Origin of the sequence: Ensifer sp. 22521 (assembly GCF_052044795.1) — a bacterium.
Classification (GTDB): domain Bacteria; phylum Pseudomonadota; class Alphaproteobacteria; order Rhizobiales; family Rhizobiaceae; genus Ensifer.
Map to the genome: position 1 here is coordinate 180,275 of NZ_JBQENM010000005.1, position 20,606 is coordinate 200,880.

Here is a 20,606-nt window from a genome sequence, read left to right on the forward strand (position 1 = left end):
GCCACGCTCCGGCGCTGATACCGAAGCGAGATGCAAAATCAAACGATTGGCGAGTGTGCCCGCCTGTATCAGGCGGCGCTGTTTTCGCGTTCGTCACCCTCTTCGGGGATGACAAAGGCAAGGATCGCGGCCATCGCCTGGGCGCGATAGCGATCCGCTTCATGCAGCAGTTCGTGGCGGGCGCCATCGATCGGGATCATCTGGGCGGCGCGGAAGTTGCGCGCCAACCACTCGACGGCGAGATGCGGCACCAGACGGTCAGCCGTCGGCGCCAGGATGATCGTCGGCAGGGTGATGCGCGTCAGATGCTCGCGACGGATGACGCGGCGCATGGCGCGGAAGGCCTCGCTCAGCCAGCGCGCGGTGGGCGGGCCAAGCCTCAGTTCCGGATGCGTGTCGGTCAGTGCGATGTTGCGCAGGTAGCGGCGCCGGTCCGCCGTCAGCACGTTGCTTTCGAACGGGCGGTTGCCCTTGTCGGGATGGGCCGGCAGGGTGCCGAGGCCGATGCAGCGCATGAGGGTCGCAATCGCCGCAATGCTGGGCTCGCCGAGCGCCTGTCCGCCAAGGCCGACGAAGGGTGCCAGCACCACCAGCCGGTCGATCCGGCTTGCTAGCATCGGTGCCAGCGACAGGGCAACGAGCGCACCCATGGAATGGGCGACGATCGAGAAGGGCAGGCGCGTATCGGGCAGCACGATCTGTTCGAGGAAGGTGCTGAGGTCGCGTTCATAGTCGGAGAAGTGGTCGACGTAGCCGCGGCCCGGGTGTGGCAGCAGCCGCTCGGAGCCCGCCTGGCCGCGCCAGTCGAAGGTCGCGACCCAAAGACCTGCAGCCGTGAGATCAGCGATCGTCTCGAAATATTTCTCGATCGATTCGTTGCGGCCCTGCAGCAGGACGACCGTGCCGCGCGCAACAGGCTGTTTCGTCCTGAAGATCGCGTAGCGAATCTTGCGACCGCCGACGCCATCGAAGAACCCAGCCACGTAGTTTTCCGGGGTCGGATTGTCCGGTGTCGAGTGGAGGATCGAGGTCATGACGTGGTGACGGCCAAGAGCGGGTTGATCGGTATCATCAAGGGATAGGCGGCAGGGTCTCAGTCGTCAAAGAAAAAAGCCGGAAACGGTGGGTGAAATCCGGACGATCACCGTTTCCGGCTGCTGAAGAGGAAGGGACGTATCACTTCAGCCTGGGAGTTGCCGCCCAGAGTTTTCTTCTAGCCCACCGGGGCTGAACGGAAGCCGAAGCGGCCGTTCATGTCGGGTTCACGGGAAAATCGTAAGCGCTCGCGTCTTGAAGTCGCGAATTTGCCTCCCCAAATCAGGGTCACGGGCGCCGAAGACGGGTCCGTTCACCGGTCTTGCCGCTGCCAGAATGGGGTGGCCGACCAGACATCGCAAACCGTTGCTCCAAGGAGGACACAATGCGTCACTTTGATTTCTCTCCCCTTTACCGTTCCACCGTTGGCTTTGATCGCCTGTTCACGATGCTCGACAGCCTCGGCCAGCCGGGTGAAGCTCAGACCTATCCGCCCTACAACATCGAACGCACCGGCGAAAACGCCTACCGCATCACCATGGCCGTTGCCGGCTTTGACGAGAGCGAGCTTTCGATCGAGGCCCGTGAGCACACGCTGACGGTCAAGGGCGAAAAAGCCGAGGAAAAGGGCGACGAAAGCCAGTTTCTCCATCGCGGCATTGCCAAGCGTGCCTTCGAGCGCCGCTTCCAGCTCGCCGATCACGTGGAGATCAAGTCCGCTTCGCTGAAGAACGGCTTGCTGCACATCGACCTCACCCGCGAGATTCCGGAAGCAGCCAAGCCCCGCCGGATCGAGATTTCGTCCGTTGCCTCGCAGCCGAAGCAGATCGAGGCCCAGACCCTCTAACCGCGAAGACAATCTCCCAAGACAGGCGGCGCCCCTCAGGGGCGCCGCTTTTTTATTGGCTCATTGAAATCACGCAGTTCCGAACGCAGCCCGCGTCAGATTTTCCTGACTTTCTAAAGCGTGTCGCGATCTTTCAGATTCGCTCCTTGCGCTTTAAGTTTTTGATGTTTCGCATGTCGTTGTCGCAAAACCGCTGCGCACTTTTGCGCGACAGGCTTTAGGATCTGGCCGGCGCGGGCACGGCGGAGGCCTGCTTCTTGGCGGCGTAGCGCTGTGCGATGACGGCGCAGGCCATCAGCTGGATCTGGTGGAACAGCATCACCGGCAGCACGATCGCGCCGATGTTCTGCCCGGCGAAGATGGCGCTCGCCATCGGAACGCCGCTCGCAAGGCTCTTCTTCGAGCCGCAGAAGGTGATGGCGATCTCATCCGCCTTGTCGAAGCCGAGCAGTCGGCTGCCGAACATGGTGACGGCGAGCACGAGCGCCAGCATGACAATCTCGATGACGACCAGGACGCCGAGATCTGCCAGCGAATAGGTCTGCCAAAGGCCCGATGTCACCGCCTGGCTGAAGGCGAGATAGACGACCATCAGGATCGAGCCGCGATCGACGGGCGCCAAGAGTCCCTTGCGCGCCCGGATCCAGTTGCCGATCAAGGGCTGCAGCAGCTGGCCGATGACGAAAGGGGCGAGCAGTTGCAGCAGGATCTGCTCCAGTGCATCGAGCGTCACGCCGCCGTGGCCGCCGGCGGTAAACAGCAGCCCGACCAAAAGCGGCGTCAGGAACATGCCGAATATGTTGGAGGCGGAGGCCGAGCAGATCGCCGCCGGCACATTGCCGCCGGCCATCGAGGTGAAGGCGATCGAAGACTGCACCGTCGAGGGCAGCACGCAGAGGAACAGGATGCCGGTGTAGAGCGACTGCGGAAGGATCGAGGTCGGGACGAAGCCGATTGCAAGACCGATCAGCGGGAAGAGCACGAAGGTGGAGGCGAGGATCGTCAGGTGCAGCCGCCAGTGCAGGATGCCGGCGATCACCACGTCGCGCGAGAGGCGGGCGCCGTGCAGGAAGAAGACCATGCCGACCGCCACCTTGGTCGCCAATCCGAACCAGGCGGTCGCCTCACCATGGATCGGCAGGACGGATGCCAAGAGCACCGTCGCCAGAAGCAGGATGGTGAAGGTATCGGGAAGGTAGCGGCGCATATCCGGTCACTTGCTGGTGATGAAACGTCTTGCCGGGATCACTCATTATGAAGCAGGATGCAAGGAATAACAGTTATCGCGATTTGGGATGAGCCATGTTGGATCTCGTGCAGTTGCGCAGCTTCGTCGCGCTCGAACAGATGGGCAGTTTCACACTCGCGGCGGAGAAACTGTCGCTTGGGCAATCGACCGTCAGCCAGCATATTCAAAGGCTTGAGGCATCGCTCGGGCGAACCCTGGTTGCCCGCGATACCCACCGTGTTTCGCTGACGGCGGATGGGCTGGCACTGCTTGCCCATGCGCGTTCGATGCTGACGATCGACGGCGAGGTGCGTGCGCTTTTTGCCGAAAGCAGTCTGCGTGGTCGCCTGCGGCTTGGTGTTTCCGAGGATTTCGTCATGAGCCGGCTGCCGGCGGTACTCGAAGATTTCGTCCGTGCTCATCCGTCGGTCGATCTCGAACTGACCGTGGCGCTCAGCGGCGTGCTTTACCAGATGCAGGACAACGGCGAGATCGATCTCGTGCTCGCCAAGCGCAGGCTCGGCGACGTGAGAGGCGAGCTCGTCTATCGCGAGCCGCTCGTCTGGCTCGCCCGCGACCCCGAAAGGATCAGGCGTGACAAGGTGCTGCCGCTGATCGCCTTTCCGCCGCCGAGCATCACCCGCAGCGTCGCGCTCGAAGTGCTCGACCGGCATCGCCTGCCGTGGCGCATCGTCTGCACCTGCGGCAGCCTCAGCGGGCTGACGGCGGCCGCGCGCGCCGGAATGGGGGTGCTCGTGCAGCCGCGCAGCATGGTGCCGCAGGGGTTGAAGGAGATCCCCGCCGGCGCCCTGCCGCCGCTCGAAGACGTCGAGTTCGTGCTGGTGCCGAGCAAGGGCGTGGACCGCAAGCTGAGTGCAGCACTATCGGCCGAGATCCTCTCCAATGTGAGGACACTGCAGGGACAGGCTTGATGCGGGGGATCACCCCGCTCAGGTCGCGAGATGGTCGTCCGGATGGAAAAGCTGGCCGTTTTCCTGGAACTGCTTCAGCACGCGGCGACGAACCGGTCGACGTCGTCGGCCTTCGTCGCAAAGCTGGTCACGAGGCGGTAGAGACCCTGATCCGGCGCAAGACTTCCATCGAGGTCGTGGGGCACGGGCCAGTCGTAGAAGACGGCGCCATCCTGCCTGAGCTTCGTGGCCACGTCTTTCCTGATGATGGGGAAAACCTCGTTGGCGTCCGCCTGCCAGGCGAGGCGGCTCGTCTTCGAGGCGGCGATGCCCTCGGCGAGGCGTGCAGCCATCGCGTTGGCATGGCGCGCGAGGTTCAGCCAGAGATCGCCGGCGAAGTAGGCGTCGAACTGTGCGGAGACGAAACGCGACTTGGAGAAGAGTTGGGCCGAGCGCTTGCGCAGGAAATGCATTTCGTGCGCCTTCGAGAGATCGAAGAGCACCAGCGCTTCGGCGCACCAGCAGCCGTTCTTGGTGCCGCCGAAGGAGACGAGATCGACACCGCGCTTCCAGGTCATTTCAGCGGGCGTTGCGCCAAGGCCGACGAGCGCATTGGCGAAGCGGGCACCATCCATATGCAGCGGCAACTTGTGCGCCTTGGCAACGGCCGCGATCGCCTCGATCTCCGAGAGCGAATAGACCGTGCCGCTTTCCGTTGCCTGGGTCAGCGAGACCGCTGTCGGCTGGCCACCGTGGACATTGTCGAGCGGAAAGCGCCGGATCTCGGCTTCGAGGCGCGCGGCCTCCATCTTGCCCCGCGGTCCATCGACAGGCTTCAGCCTGGCGCCGTGCGAGAAGAATTCCGGCGCGCCGCATTCATCGGCGATGACATGCGCTTCGCGATGGCAGAAGGCGATGCCGCCTGCGCGATTGGCTGTCGCAAGTGCCAGCGAATTGGCAGCCGTTCCGGTGCCGACGAAGAAGACTGCGACATCCCTTTCGAAGATTTCCGCGAACTTCTTCTCCACCTTCCGGTCAAGCTCGCTGGTGCCATAGGCGGACGCATATCCGCCGGCATGCGCCATCAGGCTTTCGGCAATCGCGGGATGGGCGCCAGCCCAGTTGTCAGACGAAAAAATCATCACATTCCACCCTGTATTACAGTCTTTTCGACGGATTTGGCCGACCTTAGCCGAGTTCTCGGCCGGATCAATCACGGTCGGCGGCCGAAAGGCCAACTGGAGACCAGTTTGAAACCAAAAGGAAGAAAACGCCGGAAAGCCGTAATTAAATTATAAAAGCCGGAAACTTCCGGCAATGTTCGGCAAAATCTTCTCTATTATTTGCTGATATGCCTCTTGCGGAGGGGGGGAGTTTCTGGCATAGAGCACATGAAATAGGACAGGTTTGCTGTCCTATTTCGGTCTAGGGACCGGAACAATCGCCGCGAGTGCCTAAAAAAATGGCACCCGGCGTGCGAAGCGGGGGGATTTGCCGGATTTCATCCGGTTGTTATCGCCTGCCGTCAGGATGGTCGCAGACATCAGTGCCTGATGATGCCGTGCTTATTTGCGACCTGATCAGGATCATGAGACGATAGTGCCCCGGCTTTTTGGCGTGCCTTTGCGCGCAACGAAGAGCCATGCGCGGGCGGTGCCATGCCCGGCGGTGCCGGGTTTAACAGGAGGGAAAACGATGACGGATCATTCGCCATCACAGCAATCTGGGCTCAACCTCGCACACAGCGTTGCGACGGCTGAAAAAACGCCCGCATTCCCGACTGGCCTGCCGCGAAAACAGGGTCTCTACGATCCGCGCAACGAACATGACGCCTGCGGCGTCGGTTTCGTCGCGCATATGAAGGGTCAGAAGTCGCACCAGATCGTGCGCGACGGCCTGTTCATGCTCGAAAACCTGACGCACCGCGGTGCCGTCGGTGCCGACCCGCTGATGGGCGACGGCGCGGGCATTCTCGTGCAGATTCCCGACCGCTTCTTCCGCGAGGAGATGGCCAAGCAGGGCATCACCCTGCCGAAGGCGGGCGAGTACGCCGTCGGCCATATCTTCATGCCGCCGGACGATGCGCTCGTCGAACACTTCAAGCAGGTGATCAAGGACGTCGTCGCCGAAGAGGGCCAGGTGCTCATCGGCTACCGCGACGTGCCGGTCGACAACGCGTCGCTGTCGAAGGCGCCCGAGATTGCCGCGACCGAGCCGCGCCATGTCCAGATCTTCATCGGTGCCGGCCGCGACGCCGCCACGAACCCCGAGTTCGAGCGTCGTCTCTTCACGCTGCGCAAGGTGATCTCCAACCGCATCTATGACGAATACAAGGGCGAGGAGAGCAATTTCTACCCGGTATCGCTGTCGTCCTCGACGATCGTCTACAAGGGCATGTTCCTGGCGTACCAGGTCGGCGCCTATTACAAGGACCTGTCCGATCCGCGGTTTGAGAGCGCGGTGGCGCTCGTGCACCAGCGCTTCTCGACCAACACCTTCCCGTCGTGGAAGCTCGCGCATCCCTACCGCATGGTCGCGCATAACGGCGAAATCAACACGCTGCGCGGCAACGTCAACTGGATGGCCGCGCGTCAGGCGTCGGTATCTTCGCCGCTCTTCGGCGAGGATATCTCAAAGCTCTGGCCGATCTCCTATGAGGGCCAGTCGGACACCGCCTGCTTCGACAACGCACTCGAGTTCCTGGTGCAGGGCGGCTATTCGCTGTCGCATGCTGTCATGATGCTGATCCCGGAAGCCTGGGCCGGCAACCAGCTGATGTCGCCCGAGCGCAAGGCTTTCTACGAATACCATGCGGCGCTGATGGAGCCGTGGGACGGACCGGCGGCAGTCGCCTTCACCGATGGCCGCCAGATCGGCGCGACGCTCGACCGCAACGGCCTGCGTCCGGCCCGCTACATCGTCACCTCTGATGATCGCGTCATCCTTGCTTCGGAATCCGGCGTGCTGCCGGTCGACGAGGACAAGATCGTCAAGAAGTGGCGCCTGCAGCCGGGCAAGATGCTGCTGATCGATATGGAGCAGGGCCGCATCATCTCCGACGAGGAGGTGAAGTCCTCGCTCGCCCAGAAGCACCCCTATAGCAAGTGGCTTGAAGACACCCAGCTCATCCTCGAAGAACTGAAGCCGGTGGAGCCGCGCGCGCTGCGTCGCGACGTCTCGCTCATCGACCGCCAGCAGGCCTTCGGCTACACGCTCGAAGACACCAAGATCCTGATGTCGCCGATGGCGACGACCGGCCAGGAGGCGATCGGCTCGATGGGCACCGATACGCCGATCTCGGCGATGTCGGACAAGCGCAAGCTGCTCTATACCTATTTCAAGCAGAACTTCGCGCAGGTTACCAACCCGCCGATCGACCCGATCCGCGAAGAGCTGGTGATGAGCCTCGTCTCCTTCATCGGACCGCGCCCGAACATCCTCGATCACGAGGGCATGGCCCATGCCAAGCGGCTCGAGGTGCGCCAGCCGATCCTGACCAATGGCGATCTCGAAAAGATCCGCTCGATCGGTCACACGGAAGATCGCTTCGACACCAAGACGCTCGATTTCACCTATGACATTTCGCGCGGTGCCGAAGGCATGCCCGATATGCTCGACCGTCTCTGCGAACGCGCGGAAGCGGCGGTGAAAGGCGGCTACAACATCATCGTGCTGTCGGACCGCCAGGTCGGTCCGGACCGCGTGGCGATCCCGGCGCTGCTTGCGACCGCCGCCGTGCACCACCACCTGATCCGCAAGGGCCTGCGCACCTCAGTCGGCATCGTGCTCGAATCCGGCGAACCGCGCGAAGTGCACCACTTCTGCCTGCTCGCCGGCTACGGCGCCGAGGCGATCAACCCCTATCTCGCCTTCGACACGCTGATCGACATGCACAAGCGCGGCGAGTTCCCCAAGGAGGTCGATGCGAGCGAGGTCGTCTATCGCTACATCAAGGCCGTCGGCAAGGGCATCCTCAAGGTCATGTCCAAGATGGGCATTTCGACCTACCAGTCCTATTGCGGCGCGCAGATCTTCGACGCCGTCGGTCTGTCGTCGAAGCTGGTCAACCAGTTCTTCTTCGGCACGGCGACGACGATCGAAGGCATCGGCCTCGAAGAGATCGCCGCCGAGACCGTCGCCCGCCACAAGGCGGCGTTCGGTGCCGACCCGGTTCTCGCCAACACGCTCGACATCGGCGGCGAATATGCCTTCCGTATGCGCGGTGAAAGCCACGCCTGGACCCCGGACGCGATCGCATCTCTGCAGCATGCCGTGCGCGGCAACGCGCAGGACCGCTATCGCGAATTCTCCGAGATGGTGAACAACTCGGCGCTACGCATGAACACCATTCGCGGCCTGTTTACGGTGAAGAGCGCCGAGGCTCTCGGCCGCAAGCCGATCTCGGTCGACGAGGTCGAGCCGGCTACCGACATCGTCAAGCGCTTCTCGACCGGTGCTATGTCCTTCGGCTCGATCAGCCGCGAGGCGCATACGACGCTCGCAATCGCCATGAACCGGATCGGCGGCAAGTCGAATACCGGCGAGGGCGGTGAGGAGAGCGACCGTTACCTGCCGCTGCCGGACGGTTCGATGAACCCCGAGCGCTCGGCGATCAAGCAGATCGCGTCCGGCCGCTTCGGCGTGACCACGGAGTACCTGGTCAATGCCGACATGCTGCAGATCAAGGTGGCGCAGGGCGCCAAGCCCGGCGAAGGCGGCCAGCTGCCCGGCCACAAGGTCGATGCGACGGTTGCCAAGACCCGGCACTCGACGCCTGGCGTCGGCCTGATCTCGCCACCGCCGCACCATGACATCTATTCGATCGAAGATCTGGCGCAGCTGATCTACGATCTGAAGAACGTCAATCCGGAAGCGGACGTCTCGGTCAAGCTCGTCTCGGAAGTCGGCGTCGGCACGGTTGCCGCCGGCGTCGCCAAGGCGCGCGCCGACCACATCACCGTCGCCGGCTTCGACGGCGGCACCGGCGCCTCGCCGCTGACATCGCTGAAGCACGCCGGCAGCCCGTGGGAAATCGGTCTTGCCGAAACCCAGCAGACGCTGGTCTTGAACGGCCTGCGTTCGCGCGTCGCCCTTCAGGTCGACGGCGGTCTCAAGACCGGCCGCGACGTCATCATCGGGGCGCTGCTCGGTGCCGATGAGTTCGGCTTTGCCACCGCGCCGCTGATCGCTGCCGGCTGCATCATGATGCGCAAGTGCCATCTCAACACCTGTCCCGTCGGTGTCGCCACCCAGGACCCGGTTCTGCGCAAGCGCTTCAAGGGCACGGCCGAGCACGTCATCAACTACTTCTTCTTCGTCGCCGAGGAAGTGCGCGAGATCCTGGCTTCGCTTGGTGTGCGCAAGCTTGACGAGATCATCGGTGCCTCCGAGCTGCTCGAAAAGGACGGTGCGCTTGCCCACTGGAAGGCGAACGGCCTCGACTTCTCGAAGATCTTCCACAAGGTGGAAGCCGCCAAGGAAGAGACCTACTGGACCACACGCCAGAAGCACCCGATCGACGACATTCTCGACCGCAAGCTGATCGAGGAAGCCAAGGTCGCGCTCGAAACCAAGGCGCCGGTCAAGATCGAAGCTGCGATCAAGAACGTCGACCGCTCGGCCGGTGCGATGCTCGCCGGTGCGCTTGCCAAGCGCTGGGGCCACAAGGGCCTGAAGGACGACACCATCCACGTGACCCTGAGGGGCACGGCCGGCCAGTCCTTCGCCGCGTTCCTGGCACGCGGTATCACCTTCGACCTGGTGGGCGACGGCAACGACTATGTCGGCAAGGGTCTTTCGGGCGGACGCATCATCGTCCGGCCGCCGGAAAACGCGACGATCGTTCCGCAGGAATCGATCATCGTCGGCAACACCGTGCTTTATGGCGCGATCTCGGGCGAGTGCTACTTCAACGGCGTTGCCGGCGAGCGCTTCGCCGTGCGCAACTCCGGTGCGGTCGCGGTCGTCGAGGGCGTGGGTGACCATGGCTGCGAATACATGACCGGCGGCGTCGTCGTCGTTCTCGGCACGACGGGCCGCAACTTCGCGGCCGGCATGTCCGGCGGCGTTGCCTATGTGCTGGACGAGGAGGGTGATTTCGCCCGTCGTTGCAACATGGCGATGGTCGAGTTGCAGCCGGTTCCGGAAGAGGACGACATGCTCGAGAAGCTGCATCACCACGGCGGCGACATCATGCACAAGGGCATGGTCGACGTCTCCGGCGACATGACGCGTCACGATGAAGAGCGGCTCTATCAGCTGATATCCAACCACCTTCACCACACGGGTTCGCCCCGGGCGAAGGAGATTCTCGATCACTGGACGGATTACCGGCCGAAATTCCGCAAGGTCATGCCGGTCGAATACCGCCGTGCGCTCGAGGATATGGAACGCATGAAAATGGCAGAGGCGGCTGAATAGGAGGCCCCGGTGACCAAGGCTCCCGGTTCATCACAGACTGGTTCGGGGGTCCCTCACGCGCGCTTGTCAAAAGCGCCTGTTCAGACGCAAAGCTTTCAGGATAGTACGATGGGTAAGGTAACTGGATTTCTCGAGATCGACCGGCAAGTGGCAAAGTACCAGCCGGCATCCGACCGCATTCGCCATTTCCGTGAATTCACCATTCCGATGTCAGAACCGGAAGTGCAGAAGCAGGCTGCTCGCTGCATGGACTGTGGCATCCCCTATTGCCATGGGCCGACCGGCTGCCCGGTGCACAACCAGATCCCGGACTGGAACGACCTCGTCTACAACGGCAACTGGGATGAGGCGATCCGCAACCTGCATTCGACCAACAACTTCCCGGAATTCACCGGTCGCGTCTGCCCGGCGCCGTGCGAGGAAGCCTGCACGCTGAACCTCGAAGACACGCCGGTGGCGATCAAGACGATCGAACAGGCGATCGCCGACAAGGCCTATGAGATGGGCTACATCGTGCCGCAGCCGGCCGTCACCAAGACCGGCAAGAAGGTCGCGGTCATCGGCTCAGGCCCAGCCGGCATGGCGGCAGGCCAGCAGCTTGCCCGCGCCGGCCACGAAGTTCACGTCTACGAGCGCGAGACCAAGGCCGGCGGCCTGCTGCGCTACGGCATTCCGGACTTCAAGATGGAGAAGAACTTCATCGACCGCCGCGTCGAACAGATGAAGGGCGAAGGCGTCACCTTCCACTGCGGCATCAATGTCGGCGTTGACGTGCCGATGCAGCGCCTGCTCGACGACCACGATGCTGTGCTTTATTGCGGCGGTTCGGAGACGCCGCGTGACGCGGGCATCCCCGGTGTTGAATTCGCCGGTGTGCATGATGCGATGCCCTATCTCGTGCAGCAGAACCGCCGCGTCGGCCGCGAGAACATCGACAGCGTCGGCTGGCCGTCGCAGCCGATCCTCGCCGGCGGCAAGCACATCGTCGTCGTCGGCGGTGGCGATACCGCGTCGGACTGCGTCGGCACCGCCTTCCGTCAGGGCGCGGTCAAGGTGACCCAGCTCGACATCCGCCCGCAGCCACCGGAAAAGGAAGACAAGCTTGCCGTCTGGCCGTTCTGGGCAACGAAGATGCGCACCTCGTCCAGCCAGGCCGAAGGCGCGATCCGCGAGTTCCAGGTGGCAACGCTCGAATTCATCGGCGACGAGGATGGCACTCTCACCGGCGTGAAGTGCTGCCAGGTGGACGATCGCCGCAAGCCGGTCGCCGGCACGGAGTTCATCATCAAGGCGGATCTTGCCTTCATCGCCATCGGCTTCCGCGGTCCGTTTACCAGCAGCGTGCTGAAGGATCTCGGCGACAAGCTGACGCTCAACACCGATCGCCGCGGCTCGACCAACGTGGTTGCCAACGAGCGCGACTACAAGACCTCGGTCGAGAAGCTCTGGACCGCCGGCGACGTGCGTCGCGGCCAGTCTCTGGTCGTCTGGGCGATCCGCGAAGGCCGCCAGGCGGCGCGTGCGATCGACGAGGCGCTGATGGGCTCAACCACCCTGCCGCGATAAACGGTTTACTCCCAAGCATGAAAAAAGCCCCGCAGCGATGCGGGGCTTTTTTGTGGGCTGTTGCCGGAGGCTCGACAGCCTTGGGCGCGGCTGGTTCTAGATGATTTCATTTTTTCGTCGAAACGGTGAATTGATCTAAGTCTTTGAAATAGCGCAATTCCGGACGGAAAACCGCTTCACACTTTTCCTGGAATTGCTCTTAAGCGCGTCGCGATCTTTCAGATTCGCTCCTTGCGCTTTAAGTTTTTGATATATCGCATACCGCAAAACCGCTGCGCACTTTTGCGCGACAGGCTTTAGTTGCGGATCACCGGATTGCTGATGACAGTGCTTGGCTTCGACAGGCGGAAGTCATCGACGCGGCCGGTCGGTGCGGCGGCGACATCCCCCTTGTCAACCAAAAGGTCGCGCGGGCTCTTGCCGTTGCCCTTGTCCGGTGCGGCGTTGCCAAGCAGGGAGCCGGCGCCATCCAGGGCCGGATCGGTCAAGCCGATCGGCTGGGTCTTGACGATATCCTCGTTGCCAAGCGGCGCCGTCACCACCAGGTCCTTGAGTTCGCCTGCCCCGGGCACGTTCTTGTCCGTCGCGGCGGCATCGCCGAGCAACCGCCGAATGTCCTTCTCGACGTAGAAAGCCAGCTTGCGCTTGCCGGCCTTGGTGAGGTTGATGCCATCGGCGCCGCGCAGACGAACCTGCTGGCCGTTGATGTCGGAGCCGGTCAGGACGAATTTGCCGCCCTCGTCGACGAAGCCATCCCAGATGTCGACAAACTGGCCGCCGACCTTCTCGATTTCCTCGCGATAGATGCCGTTGAAGGTCACCATGTCGGCGGTCATTGCGGCGGACTGGAACGGCGGCATGCCGACCCAGAGAACCGGCAGCTTCTCCTTGCGGGCAAGGGCCGCCAGCGCATTGACGCGCTTGCGATACTCCTCGTTCCAGATATCGCTGCGGAACTTCTCCTTGACGTCGCCCATCTGCATCTGCTGCCGATCGTTGGCACCGAGGCTGATGATGATCACGGATGGCTTTAATTCGCCGACGTAGCCGGGAAGCGTACCCGGCCAGTTGAAGTAATCTTCGCGCACCAGGCCGGACGAGCCATTCGCCCGTGTCTCGACGGCGATGCCGGGCGTCATCTCGAAGGCGGTCTTCAGGCCGTCGCCGAGGCTGCCGGCCATGAAGTCGCCGACGACCAGAACCTTCTTGGCGTCGGGCGCTTTCTCCACCACCACCGGCGCGACTGCCGGTGCATCGGCGATCTTCGGCTTCTGCTTCTGTTGCCCCTGGCCCTTCTGGCGCTGCTGTTGCTGCTGGCGTTGGCGTTTCGGGCGCGGCTGCTCAGGGAAATAGGAGCGGTCTTCAAGAACCGGCCGCTCGCGCGACAAGCCGCCGAAGAGCATCTGGAACAGGGTGCGCCGCTGGGCGCGCTCCTGCGCCTCGGCAAAGCTTGCAAAGAGGCTGACGGCGACCATCGCCATTGCGGCGATGCAGATCGTCGCAATCCCGAAGGGCGTTCGGCGCGGTTGGTTGCGGCGCTTGCTCGTCATCTGCTCTTCTGCCCCGTTGATCGCGTCTTCGCCGGTTTTCAACCGCCCTCACGTTTCAGCGCGCCGCACGGGATGCAGCGCGCTACTCGTCATTTATCTCACGGATGTGGCGATCGTGAAACCGTTTCGAGCCGCTAGTTGCGAAGGGCGCGCAGCAGCATCTGGGTCGGCTCTCCGTCCGGCGCCAGGCCGTTCTTCGACTGGAACGCCTGGATCGCGGCCTTCGAGCCGGAACCGAAATTGCCGTCGACTTCGCCGCTGTAGTAGCCGAGCTCCTTCAGGCGGTTCTGCAGTTCGAACTTTTCGCTGATGTCGAGCGATCCGTCCGGACGCGGCCAGCGCTGCTGCATGCCCTGATAGCCGGCGATCTGGTCGGCAAGAAGGCCGACGCCGAGAGCGTAGCTGTCGGAGGCGTTGTAGCGCTTGATGACGAAGAAGTTCTTGGTCATCAGGAAGCCGGGACCCTCGCCACCGCTCGGCAGCTTGAGTTCGGCGCGTATGCTGCCGTTGCGGAAGCCCTTGCCGTTGGGTCGGCCGAAGCCGAGCGACGCCCATTCGGCGAGCGTCTTCGTCTGGCCGGAATATTTCGCGGCATTTGCCGGCGGCGCGACTTCGTAGCCCCAGGTTTCGCCCGGCTGCCAGCCGTTCTTCTTCAAAAGGTTGGCGGCGGTCGCCAGCGCATCGGGCACCGAGTTCCAGATGTCGCGGTGACCGTTGCCGTCGGCGTCAACCGCATAGAGCAGGTAGCTCGTCGGGATGAACTGGGTGTGGCCCATGGCGCCCGCCCAGGACCCGGTCAGCTCGCGCGGCGTGATGTCGCCGCTCTGGAGGATCTTCAGCGCGGCGATCAGCTGCTTCTTGGCGTAGTTCGAGCGCTTCGGATCGGCATAGGCAAGGGTGGCGAGCGCGCGCGGCACATAGTGCAGGCGGTCATCCTTCTCGAGCACGGCGCCGTAGTTGGATTCCATCGACCAGATCGCCAGCAGGATGGTCTTGTCGACGCCGAAGTGCTTTTCCAGCGCGTTCAGCGTGCGGGCGTGCTTCGTCGCCATCTCCTGGCCGACGCGCTTGGTGTACGGGTTCACGCGGGAATCGATGTATTCCCAGATCTTGTGCTTGAACTCCGGCTGGTAGTTCGCCTTCTCGATCACCGTCTGGTCAGGCGACTTCACGCCGGCGAAGGCCTGGCGATAGGTCGACTTGCTGATGCCGGCCTTGGCGGCCGTCGTGTAGAATTCGTTGATCCAGTTCTGGAATCCGGCATCGGCGCGCGCGGGCGAGGTGCCGAGTGTTGCGGCGGATAGGACGAGGGCGGCTGCGATATGACGGAAAAACGTCCTGCGGTTTCTGATCATCAGCTGTCGGTTCCGTTTCTCTGCGGGGGCTTCGGCCGTCATGGCCCGAATCACTCCGCAAGGTGGCAGTCTGGGGCCAGCCTCGACGGTGGGGGCAGTCGTCGGCGGCTCCTGTTTCGGATCCGGCCGCGATTGTTGCATTGCCGGATTGCAACGAATCTACAGAAACGTGGTCAACAAACCCTTTACCATGAAATTGTGGTGGCGTCTTCCGCTGTAGAAAATGTCAAGCCATGGTCGTGGAGTTCGCATATGCATTTGTTCCGTCGGTTCAGGCTGTGTTCAGCTGACGGCATAGAGATTGCGGCTCCATTACGGAGCGCTGTATGGTTTCAGACGGATTGCCGTCCGGGACCATCCGGCAAGACTTATGAGTGAGTTCCTATCAAGGAGGTATCGATGACCGACAAGCGTAAAGTCCGCAAAGCCGTGTTCCCAGTCGCAGGGCTGGGCACACGTTTCCTGCCGGCTACCAAGGCCGTGCCGAAGGAAATGCTGACGGTGGTGGACAAGCCGGTCATTCAATATGTGGTCGATGAGGCGCTGGAAGCCGGCATCGAGCATCTGATCTTCGTCACCGGCCGCAGCAAGGCGGTGATCGAGGATTATTTCGACATTCAGGTCGAGCTCGATCAGACGCTGCGCGAGCGCAACAAGAAGGCCGAGATCGCCCTGCTCGACAGCATTCTGCCGAAGGCCGGCACGACCAGCTTTACCCGCCAGCAGGCCCCGCTCGGCCTCGGCCACGCGGTCTGGTGCGCCCGTGACCTCGTCGGCAACGAGCCGTTTGCGCTGCTCTTGCCCGACATGATCATGAAGGGCGAAAAGGGCTGCCTCAAGGGCATGGTCGAGCTCTATGAGCAGAGCGGCGGCAACGTCATCGCCGTCGAGGAATGCGCACCCGACCAGGCCCACAAATACGGCATCGTCGGCGTCGGCGACAAGGTGGGCGATGGTTTCAAGATCACCAAGATGGTCGAGAAGCCGGCACCGGGCACAGCCCCGTCCAACTTCTTCATCAACGGCCGCTACATCCTGCAGCCGGAGATCTTCCCGATCCTCGAAAAGCAGGAGCGCGGCGCCGGCAACGAAATCCAGCTGACCGATGGCATGCTCAAGCTCTCCGACAGCCAGCAGTTCGCCGCCTATCACTTCCGTGGCGACACCTATGACTGTGGCGCCAAGGACGGCTTCATCCTGGCAAACGTTGCCTTTGCTCTGGAACGCGGCGACATCCGCCCGAGCGTCGAGGGGCCGCTGAAGACGCTGCTGAGCAGCCTGAGGTAATTTCGGTTCCACCGAAACGAGAAGGCCGCGTTCCCCGAGGAATGCGGCCTTTTTCATTGGCTGCTGGCAATGAGTGTTGTTACCGCTCTAGCTTTGCCAGCGGCTGACCTTTGGCTCAACGCCGCAGGACGAGGCCGACGCCGACACGGGTGATGTCGGTCGGATCGCCGACGTCGGGCGTGGTGCGCTCGTAGCTGACGTCGCCGGTCAATGCGAGGTAACGGTTCATATCCCAGGTGAGGCCTGCGCCCGTGCGCCAGGTCGTCTCGTCGGAGGAGCGGGAGTCCGACGGATATTTGCGGATGATCAGAGTGTTGGACAATCGTGCGACCAGATCGGAGCGCATCTGGTGGGTGATGATGTTGGTCAAGGTATAGTCGATCGATCCGGAAACGCCCGCCGTCGTCGACGGATCGAGATCCGTCAAAACCGCGAAGAGCACATCGGTGCCGCGCTGCGGCGACCAGTTGAGGCGGCCGTCGACGGACAGGCCGCTGACGTCTTCGAGCCTATCATCATCGAAGCGATAGGTCTCGTAGCCGAGGCCGAGCTCACCATAGAGTTTCTCGCCGAGATCGACCTCGATACCGCCGCGTCCGGCATAGGTCTGGTAGGAACGCTCGAAGCCGGACGTGTCCTCGCGCAAGTCGTAAAGCGACTTGCCGACGGAGGCTTCGAGGAACGGGATCAGCGCCGGCGACAGTTCGTAGCCGACGCGGGCAATCAAGTTTCCGGTGTTGCGGTTGCGGTCCTTCTCGGACAGTGTCGTGCCGTTTTCGAGTTCGACATCGCCATAGGTTTGGCGGTCGAAATCGATTCCGACCGAACCGCGGATCAGACCGAAATCGCGCTCGATGGCGGCACCGAGGCGGTAGGTGTTGACCGCGGACTGGGTCTTGGCGTTCGAAATCGCGTTCGGGTCGTCGGCGTCTTCTCGGTAGAAACTGTATCCGGCCCGGAGTCGTGCAATCGTTTCGTCCCAGAGATCGAGGCGCAGTTCCGCGTCTACATCGGCGCGCGGCTCTTCCTCCCCTTCGCCTGAGATGTTGTTTTGCAGGATGCCTTCGCCGGTGACGGTCAACTGGTGACGCGACCAGTCGGAGGTCAGGGTGCCGCGGATGCCGGTTTCGAGATAGCCGCGGTTCGTCTTGGTGTCACCGTCGTTGCGCCATTCATGGTTGATGGTCTCGCTGACGCTGGGGCGCAGTGTGAAGGTCCCGATGCGAACGCCCGGCGTGGTACGATACCCCTCCGTATCGGTTCGAAGCCTCAGGCCATCGATCGTCGGCTCCCGCTGGTTGAGGCGGAGGAAATCCTCGTTCTGCGCCGGCGGAAGATCGTCGCCGCTGACGGCGCCGGTGGTTTGCGGATCGGCGATTGCGGGCGTGGTGGCCGGGACTGTTGCCGGGGTGGTGGCGACGCCATAGGAGGTCGTCGGGGCCGTGGCCGTTTGCGCGCGCAATGACGATGGTGCGAACAGGGCAGTGCCGGCCAATAGCAACGCCAGCGAGGTCGAACGCCGCGCGTCTCCTTTGGTCGAGCGAGATGAGCCTGGCACCATATGCCGTTTGTCCACGAAGCCTGATTGCAATCCTTTCGCAATCGTAAAGCGACGTGGTTAAGCAATCGTTTCCAAATGGGAAAAACGTCGTGGCATCAGCCGCTTGCCGATCAGGCGCTTTCGACGGTCAGGTTTCGGCCATGGCTGGAAACGACGCGGACTCGGGTGCCAGCCGGCAGGTCCGGTCCCTCGATGATCCAGAACGTATCGTCGAGCCGGATACGGCCGCGTCCCTCGGCGATCGGTTTCTCCAGTACCGCGGTACGACCGACGAGACTTTCCGCTCTCTGGTTCAGCAAGGGTTCGTCGGTGGTTTCGGCTGAGGACAGAACGAAGCGGCGGCCGAGCAGCACAGCGACCACCGAGAGGACGGCGAAGAGGACGAACTGCACCTGCCACATCCAGAAGCCGGTCTCCCAGAGCATAAGGGAGAGAATTCCGATAATGAGCGCGGCGATGCCGATCCAGATCAGGAACACGCCGGGTGCCACGAGTTCGGCTGCCAGCAGCACGAAGCCGAGAACCCACCAGCTCCAGGGCCCGAGTTCTTGAATGGCGCGTTCGATCATCGCCTACTTCCCTTGCGAGGGATCTGCCGGGAAGGCGGGCGTGGTCCGAGGAGTCGATGGGCGCGGGCGTGTCGCCGGTGCCGTCTGTCCATCGCCAAAAACCTCCTTGGCGATGGCGCCGATACCGCCGAGCGAGCCGATCAGTGCGGAGGCTTCCATCGGCATCAGCACGATCTTCTGGTTGTTGGCGGTGCCGATCGAGGCGAGCGCCTCGGTGTACTTCTGCGCGACGAAGTAGTTGATCGCCTGGATGTCGCCGGCGGCAATCGCGGCAGAGACCATCTGCGTCGCCTTGGCTTCGGCCTCGGCCAGACGTTCGCGGGCTTCCGCATCGCGGAAGGCCGCTTCGCGCTGGCCCTCGGCCTGGAGGATCGCCGACTGCTTGGCGCCCTCGGCGCGCAGGATCTGCGCGTTTCTCGAGCCTTCCGCTTCCAATACCTGGGCGCGCTTTTCGCGTTCGGCCTTCATCTGTCTTGCCATGGCGTCGACAAGGTCCTTCGGCGGTGCGATATCCTTGATCTCGATGCGGGTGATCTTGATGCCCCAGGGGTTGGCGGCCTCGTCGACGACATGCAGCAATCGGTCGTTGATCGTATCGCGATTGGAAAGCAGTTCGTCGAGATCCATCGAGCCCATGACCGAGCGGATATTGGTCATCGTCAGGTTGAGGATGGCGTTTTCCAGGTTGGCGACCTGATAGGCGGCCTGCGCTGCGTTCAGCACCTGGTAGAAGGCGACGGCGTCGGCCGAGACGCTGGCATTGTCCTTGGTGATGACCTCCTGAGTCGGAACGTCGAGCACCTGCTCCATCACGTTCATCTTGGCGCCGATCCGGTCGATGAAGGGCACGATCAGGTTCAGACCTGGCTCCAGCGTCTTCGTGTAACGACCGAAGCGCTCGATGGTGTAGCGGTAGCCCTGCGGCACCGTCTTGATCCCCATGAAGAGGACCAGGATGATGAGAACCACGAAACCGACGACGACGATATCCAACCCGCCCAAGAGATGCCCCCTAAATTTGCAATCCCGACCCGAGACAGCACTTTAGCGCAATAGTTGTCGGTCCGGAATCGGTTTCCGCGGATTGCGCATAGATTCAAAATGTTAGGGACGCGCACTCGCCGGTGAGCGCGTGCGTGTTCCATTCATCCAGAAGTGGTGATCGGGGCACCGTTTTCAAGCGGCGCGGCAAGGAATGGGAGCTAGAGCCAGCCGGCGAGTTCGCGACGCACGACGTGTTCGAGGACCGCCATGCCTTCGGCGCTGTCGTTGAGACAGGGAATGTGGGTGAACTTGTCGCCGCCATTGTGGTGGAAGCTCTCGGCCGCCTGCTCGGCGATCTCCTCCAGTGTTTCCAGACAGTCGGAGACGAAACCGGGGTTGATGACGGCGATGCGCTTGACGCCTTCCTGTGCGAGTTTCTCGACCGTCTTGTCAGTGTAGGGCTGCAGCCATTCCTCGGGGCCGAAGCGCGACTGGAAGGTGACCTGCAGCTTGTCCTTGGACCAGCCGAGCTTTTCGCGCAGTAGTCGCGCGGTCTTCTGGCATTGGCAATAATAGGGGTCGCCCTTGTCGAAATAGCTCTTCGGGATCCCGTGGAAGGAAGTCAGAACCACTTCCGGTTCCCAGTCGAGCGTCGCCAGATGGCGCTCGATCGAGGTCGCGAGCGCGTCGATATAGACCGGATCGTCGTGGTAGGGCGGAACCGTGCGCAGCGCCGGCTGCCAGCGCATCTTCAAGAGCGCCTCGAAGGCCTTGTCGTTGACGGTGGCGGTGGTAGCGGCCGCATACTGCGGATAGAGCGGGAAGACGAGGATGCGTTCGCAACCGGCCTTCTGCAGCGCCTCCATGCGCGAGGCAATCGATGGCTGGCCGTAGCGCATGCCCCAGTCGACGATCACCTCAGGGCGATCGGCGAACGTTTTGGCGATCAGTTGCGCCTGGTTGCGGGTGTAGGTCCTGAGGTAGCTTTCGTTCAGCTCCTTGTTCCAGATCGTCTCATAGGCCTTGCCCACCTTGCCGGGACGGGTGTTGAGCACGATGCCGAACAGGATCGGGTACCAGAACAGCCGCGACCATTCGATCACCCGGCGGTCCGTCAGGAACTCCTTCAGGTAGCGGCGCATCGAGGTATAGTCGGTGCCGTCGGGCGTGCCGAGATTGACCAGCAGAATGCCGACCTTTCCGGATTTGACGGAAGGGTGGTCGGCAGGGGCGATCACGGCAAGCTGTTCGGTCATCTCGGTCCTCGTCGGCCCCGTTCAATCGGGACACTGC

Annotated in this window: 14 protein-coding genes; 5 read left to right on the top strand and 9 right to left on the bottom strand. The window is 62.6% G+C overall.

Annotated features, from left to right (window positions below):
• Nucleotides 1-68: 68 nt before the first annotated feature.
• Nucleotides 69-1,034: an alpha/beta fold hydrolase gene (locus ACTJKE_RS08775; RefSeq protein ID WP_057254624.1), complete on the bottom strand. Its 966-nt coding sequence runs from the start codon at nucleotides 1,032-1,034 to the stop codon at nucleotides 69-71.
• Nucleotides 1,035-1,420: 386 nt separating this feature from the next.
• On the opposite strand from ACTJKE_RS08775, the gene ACTJKE_RS08780 reads away from it, so the two are divergent.
• Nucleotides 1,421-1,882, top strand: coding sequence for an Hsp20 family protein (locus tag ACTJKE_RS08780; RefSeq protein ID WP_057254625.1), 462 nt, complete (start codon nucleotides 1,421-1,423; stop codon nucleotides 1,880-1,882).
• A 217-nt stretch (nucleotides 1,883-2,099) separates the two neighbouring features.
• Here the strand turns inward: ACTJKE_RS08780 and ACTJKE_RS08785 are convergent, their stop codons facing one another.
• Nucleotides 2,100-3,089, bottom strand: coding sequence for a bile acid:sodium symporter family protein (locus ACTJKE_RS08785; RefSeq protein ID WP_058325227.1), 990 nt, complete (start codon nucleotides 3,087-3,089; stop codon nucleotides 2,100-2,102).
• A gap of 95 nt (nucleotides 3,090-3,184) precedes the next feature.
• On the opposite strand from ACTJKE_RS08785, the gene ACTJKE_RS08790 reads away from it, so the two are divergent.
• Nucleotides 3,185-4,042: a LysR substrate-binding domain-containing protein gene (locus tag ACTJKE_RS08790; protein ID WP_058325918.1), complete on the top strand. Its 858-nt coding sequence runs from the start codon at nucleotides 3,185-3,187 to the stop codon at nucleotides 4,040-4,042.
• A gap of 74 nt (nucleotides 4,043-4,116) precedes the next feature.
• Here ACTJKE_RS08790 and ACTJKE_RS08795 read toward each other — a convergent pair whose 3' ends face one another.
• Nucleotides 4,117-5,163, bottom strand: a complete 1,047-nt coding sequence (locus tag ACTJKE_RS08795) for a threonine aldolase family protein (RefSeq protein WP_058325917.1) — start codon at nucleotides 5,161-5,163, stop codon at nucleotides 4,117-4,119.
• Between the two features lie 553 nt (nucleotides 5,164-5,716).
• On the opposite strand from ACTJKE_RS08795, the gene gltB reads away from it, so the two are divergent.
• Nucleotides 5,717-10,441, top strand: a complete 4,725-nt coding sequence (gltB, locus tag ACTJKE_RS08800; protein ID WP_440691752.1) for a glutamate synthase large subunit — start codon at nucleotides 5,717-5,719, stop codon at nucleotides 10,439-10,441.
• A 108-nt stretch (nucleotides 10,442-10,549) separates the two neighbouring features.
• Nucleotides 10,550-12,007, top strand: a complete 1,458-nt coding sequence (locus ACTJKE_RS08805) for a glutamate synthase subunit beta (RefSeq protein ID WP_057254630.1) — start codon at nucleotides 10,550-10,552, stop codon at nucleotides 12,005-12,007.
• A gap of 296 nt (nucleotides 12,008-12,303) precedes the next feature.
• Here the strand turns inward: ACTJKE_RS08805 and ACTJKE_RS08810 are convergent, their stop codons facing one another.
• Together ACTJKE_RS08810 and ACTJKE_RS08815 are read right to left on the bottom strand one after the other, a co-directional pair.
• Entirely contained in the window at nucleotides 12,304-13,557 is a 1,254-nt protein-coding gene (locus tag ACTJKE_RS08810) for an SGNH/GDSL hydrolase family protein (protein ID WP_057254828.1), read from the bottom strand.
• Nucleotides 13,558-13,691: 134 nt separating this feature from the next.
• Complete coding sequence (locus ACTJKE_RS08815) at nucleotides 13,692-14,912, bottom strand: lytic murein transglycosylase (RefSeq protein ID WP_057254829.1); 1,221 nt, start codon at nucleotides 14,910-14,912, stop codon at nucleotides 13,692-13,694.
• A gap of 399 nt (nucleotides 14,913-15,311) precedes the next feature.
• Between ACTJKE_RS08815 and galU the strand changes: the two genes are divergently transcribed.
• Nucleotides 15,312-16,199, top strand: a complete 888-nt coding sequence (galU, locus tag ACTJKE_RS08820) for a UTP--glucose-1-phosphate uridylyltransferase GalU (protein WP_440691755.1) — start codon at nucleotides 15,312-15,314, stop codon at nucleotides 16,197-16,199.
• A gap of 115 nt (nucleotides 16,200-16,314) precedes the next feature.
• On the opposite strand, the gene ACTJKE_RS08825 is transcribed toward galU, so the two are convergent.
• The 4 genes from ACTJKE_RS08825 to hemH all read right to left on the bottom strand — a co-directional run bounded on the left by ACTJKE_RS08825 (nucleotide 16,315) and on the right by hemH (nucleotide 20,569).
• Nucleotides 16,315-17,760, bottom strand: coding sequence for an outer membrane beta-barrel protein (locus tag ACTJKE_RS08825; protein WP_058325914.1), 1,446 nt, complete (start codon nucleotides 17,758-17,760; stop codon nucleotides 16,315-16,317).
• A gap of 110 nt (nucleotides 17,761-17,870) precedes the next feature.
• On the bottom strand, nucleotides 17,871-18,329 hold the full coding sequence (locus ACTJKE_RS08830; protein ID WP_058325913.1) for an NfeD family protein: 459 nt from the start codon (nucleotides 18,327-18,329) through the stop codon (nucleotides 17,871-17,873).
• Nucleotides 18,330-18,332: 3 nt separating this feature from the next.
• Nucleotides 18,333-19,331, bottom strand: a complete 999-nt coding sequence (locus tag ACTJKE_RS08835; protein WP_058325912.1) for an SPFH domain-containing protein — start codon at nucleotides 19,329-19,331, stop codon at nucleotides 18,333-18,335.
• A 200-nt stretch (nucleotides 19,332-19,531) separates the two neighbouring features.
• The gene (hemH, locus tag ACTJKE_RS08840) at nucleotides 19,532-20,569 is read right to left on the bottom strand and encodes a ferrochelatase (RefSeq protein WP_058325911.1); all 1,038 of its coding nucleotides are present in this window, start codon (nucleotides 20,567-20,569) and stop codon (nucleotides 19,532-19,534) included.
• Between the last annotated feature and the right edge of the window lie 37 nt (nucleotides 20,570-20,606).

Excerpts from the sequence above, each read along its gene's own strand:
- ACTJKE_RS08825 (WP_058325914.1), bottom strand. The coding sequence starts at position 17,760 with ATGGTGCCAGGCTCATCTCGCTCGACCAAAGGAGACGCGCGGCGTTCG.
- ACTJKE_RS08775 (WP_057254624.1), bottom strand. The coding sequence starts at position 1,034 with ATGACCTCGATCCTCCACTCGACACCGGACAATCCGACCCCGGAAAAC.
- gltB (WP_440691752.1), top strand. The coding sequence starts at position 5,717 with ATGACGGATCATTCGCCATCACAGCAATCTGGGCTCAACCTCGCACAC.
- ACTJKE_RS08780 (WP_057254625.1), top strand. The coding sequence starts at position 1,421 with ATGCGTCACTTTGATTTCTCTCCCCTTTACCGTTCCACCGTTGGCTTT.
- ACTJKE_RS08830 (WP_058325913.1), bottom strand. The coding sequence starts at position 18,329 with ATGATCGAACGCGCCATTCAAGAACTCGGGCCCTGGAGCTGGTGGGTT.
- hemH (WP_058325911.1), bottom strand. The coding sequence starts at position 20,569 with ATGACCGAACAGCTTGCCGTGATCGCCCCTGCCGACCACCCTTCCGTC.
- ACTJKE_RS08805 (WP_057254630.1), top strand. The coding sequence starts at position 10,550 with ATGGGTAAGGTAACTGGATTTCTCGAGATCGACCGGCAAGTGGCAAAG.
- galU (WP_440691755.1), top strand. The coding sequence starts at position 15,312 with ATGACCGACAAGCGTAAAGTCCGCAAAGCCGTGTTCCCAGTCGCAGGG.
- ACTJKE_RS08815 (WP_057254829.1), bottom strand. The coding sequence starts at position 14,912 with ATGATCAGAAACCGCAGGACGTTTTTCCGTCATATCGCAGCCGCCCTC.
- ACTJKE_RS08810 (WP_057254828.1), bottom strand. The coding sequence starts at position 13,557 with ATGACGAGCAAGCGCCGCAACCAACCGCGCCGAACGCCCTTCGGGATT.
- ACTJKE_RS08785 (WP_058325227.1), bottom strand. The coding sequence starts at position 3,089 with ATGCGCCGCTACCTTCCCGATACCTTCACCATCCTGCTTCTGGCGACG.
- ACTJKE_RS08795 (WP_058325917.1), bottom strand. The coding sequence starts at position 5,163 with ATGATTTTTTCGTCTGACAACTGGGCTGGCGCCCATCCCGCGATTGCC.
- ACTJKE_RS08790 (WP_058325918.1), top strand. The coding sequence starts at position 3,185 with ATGTTGGATCTCGTGCAGTTGCGCAGCTTCGTCGCGCTCGAACAGATG.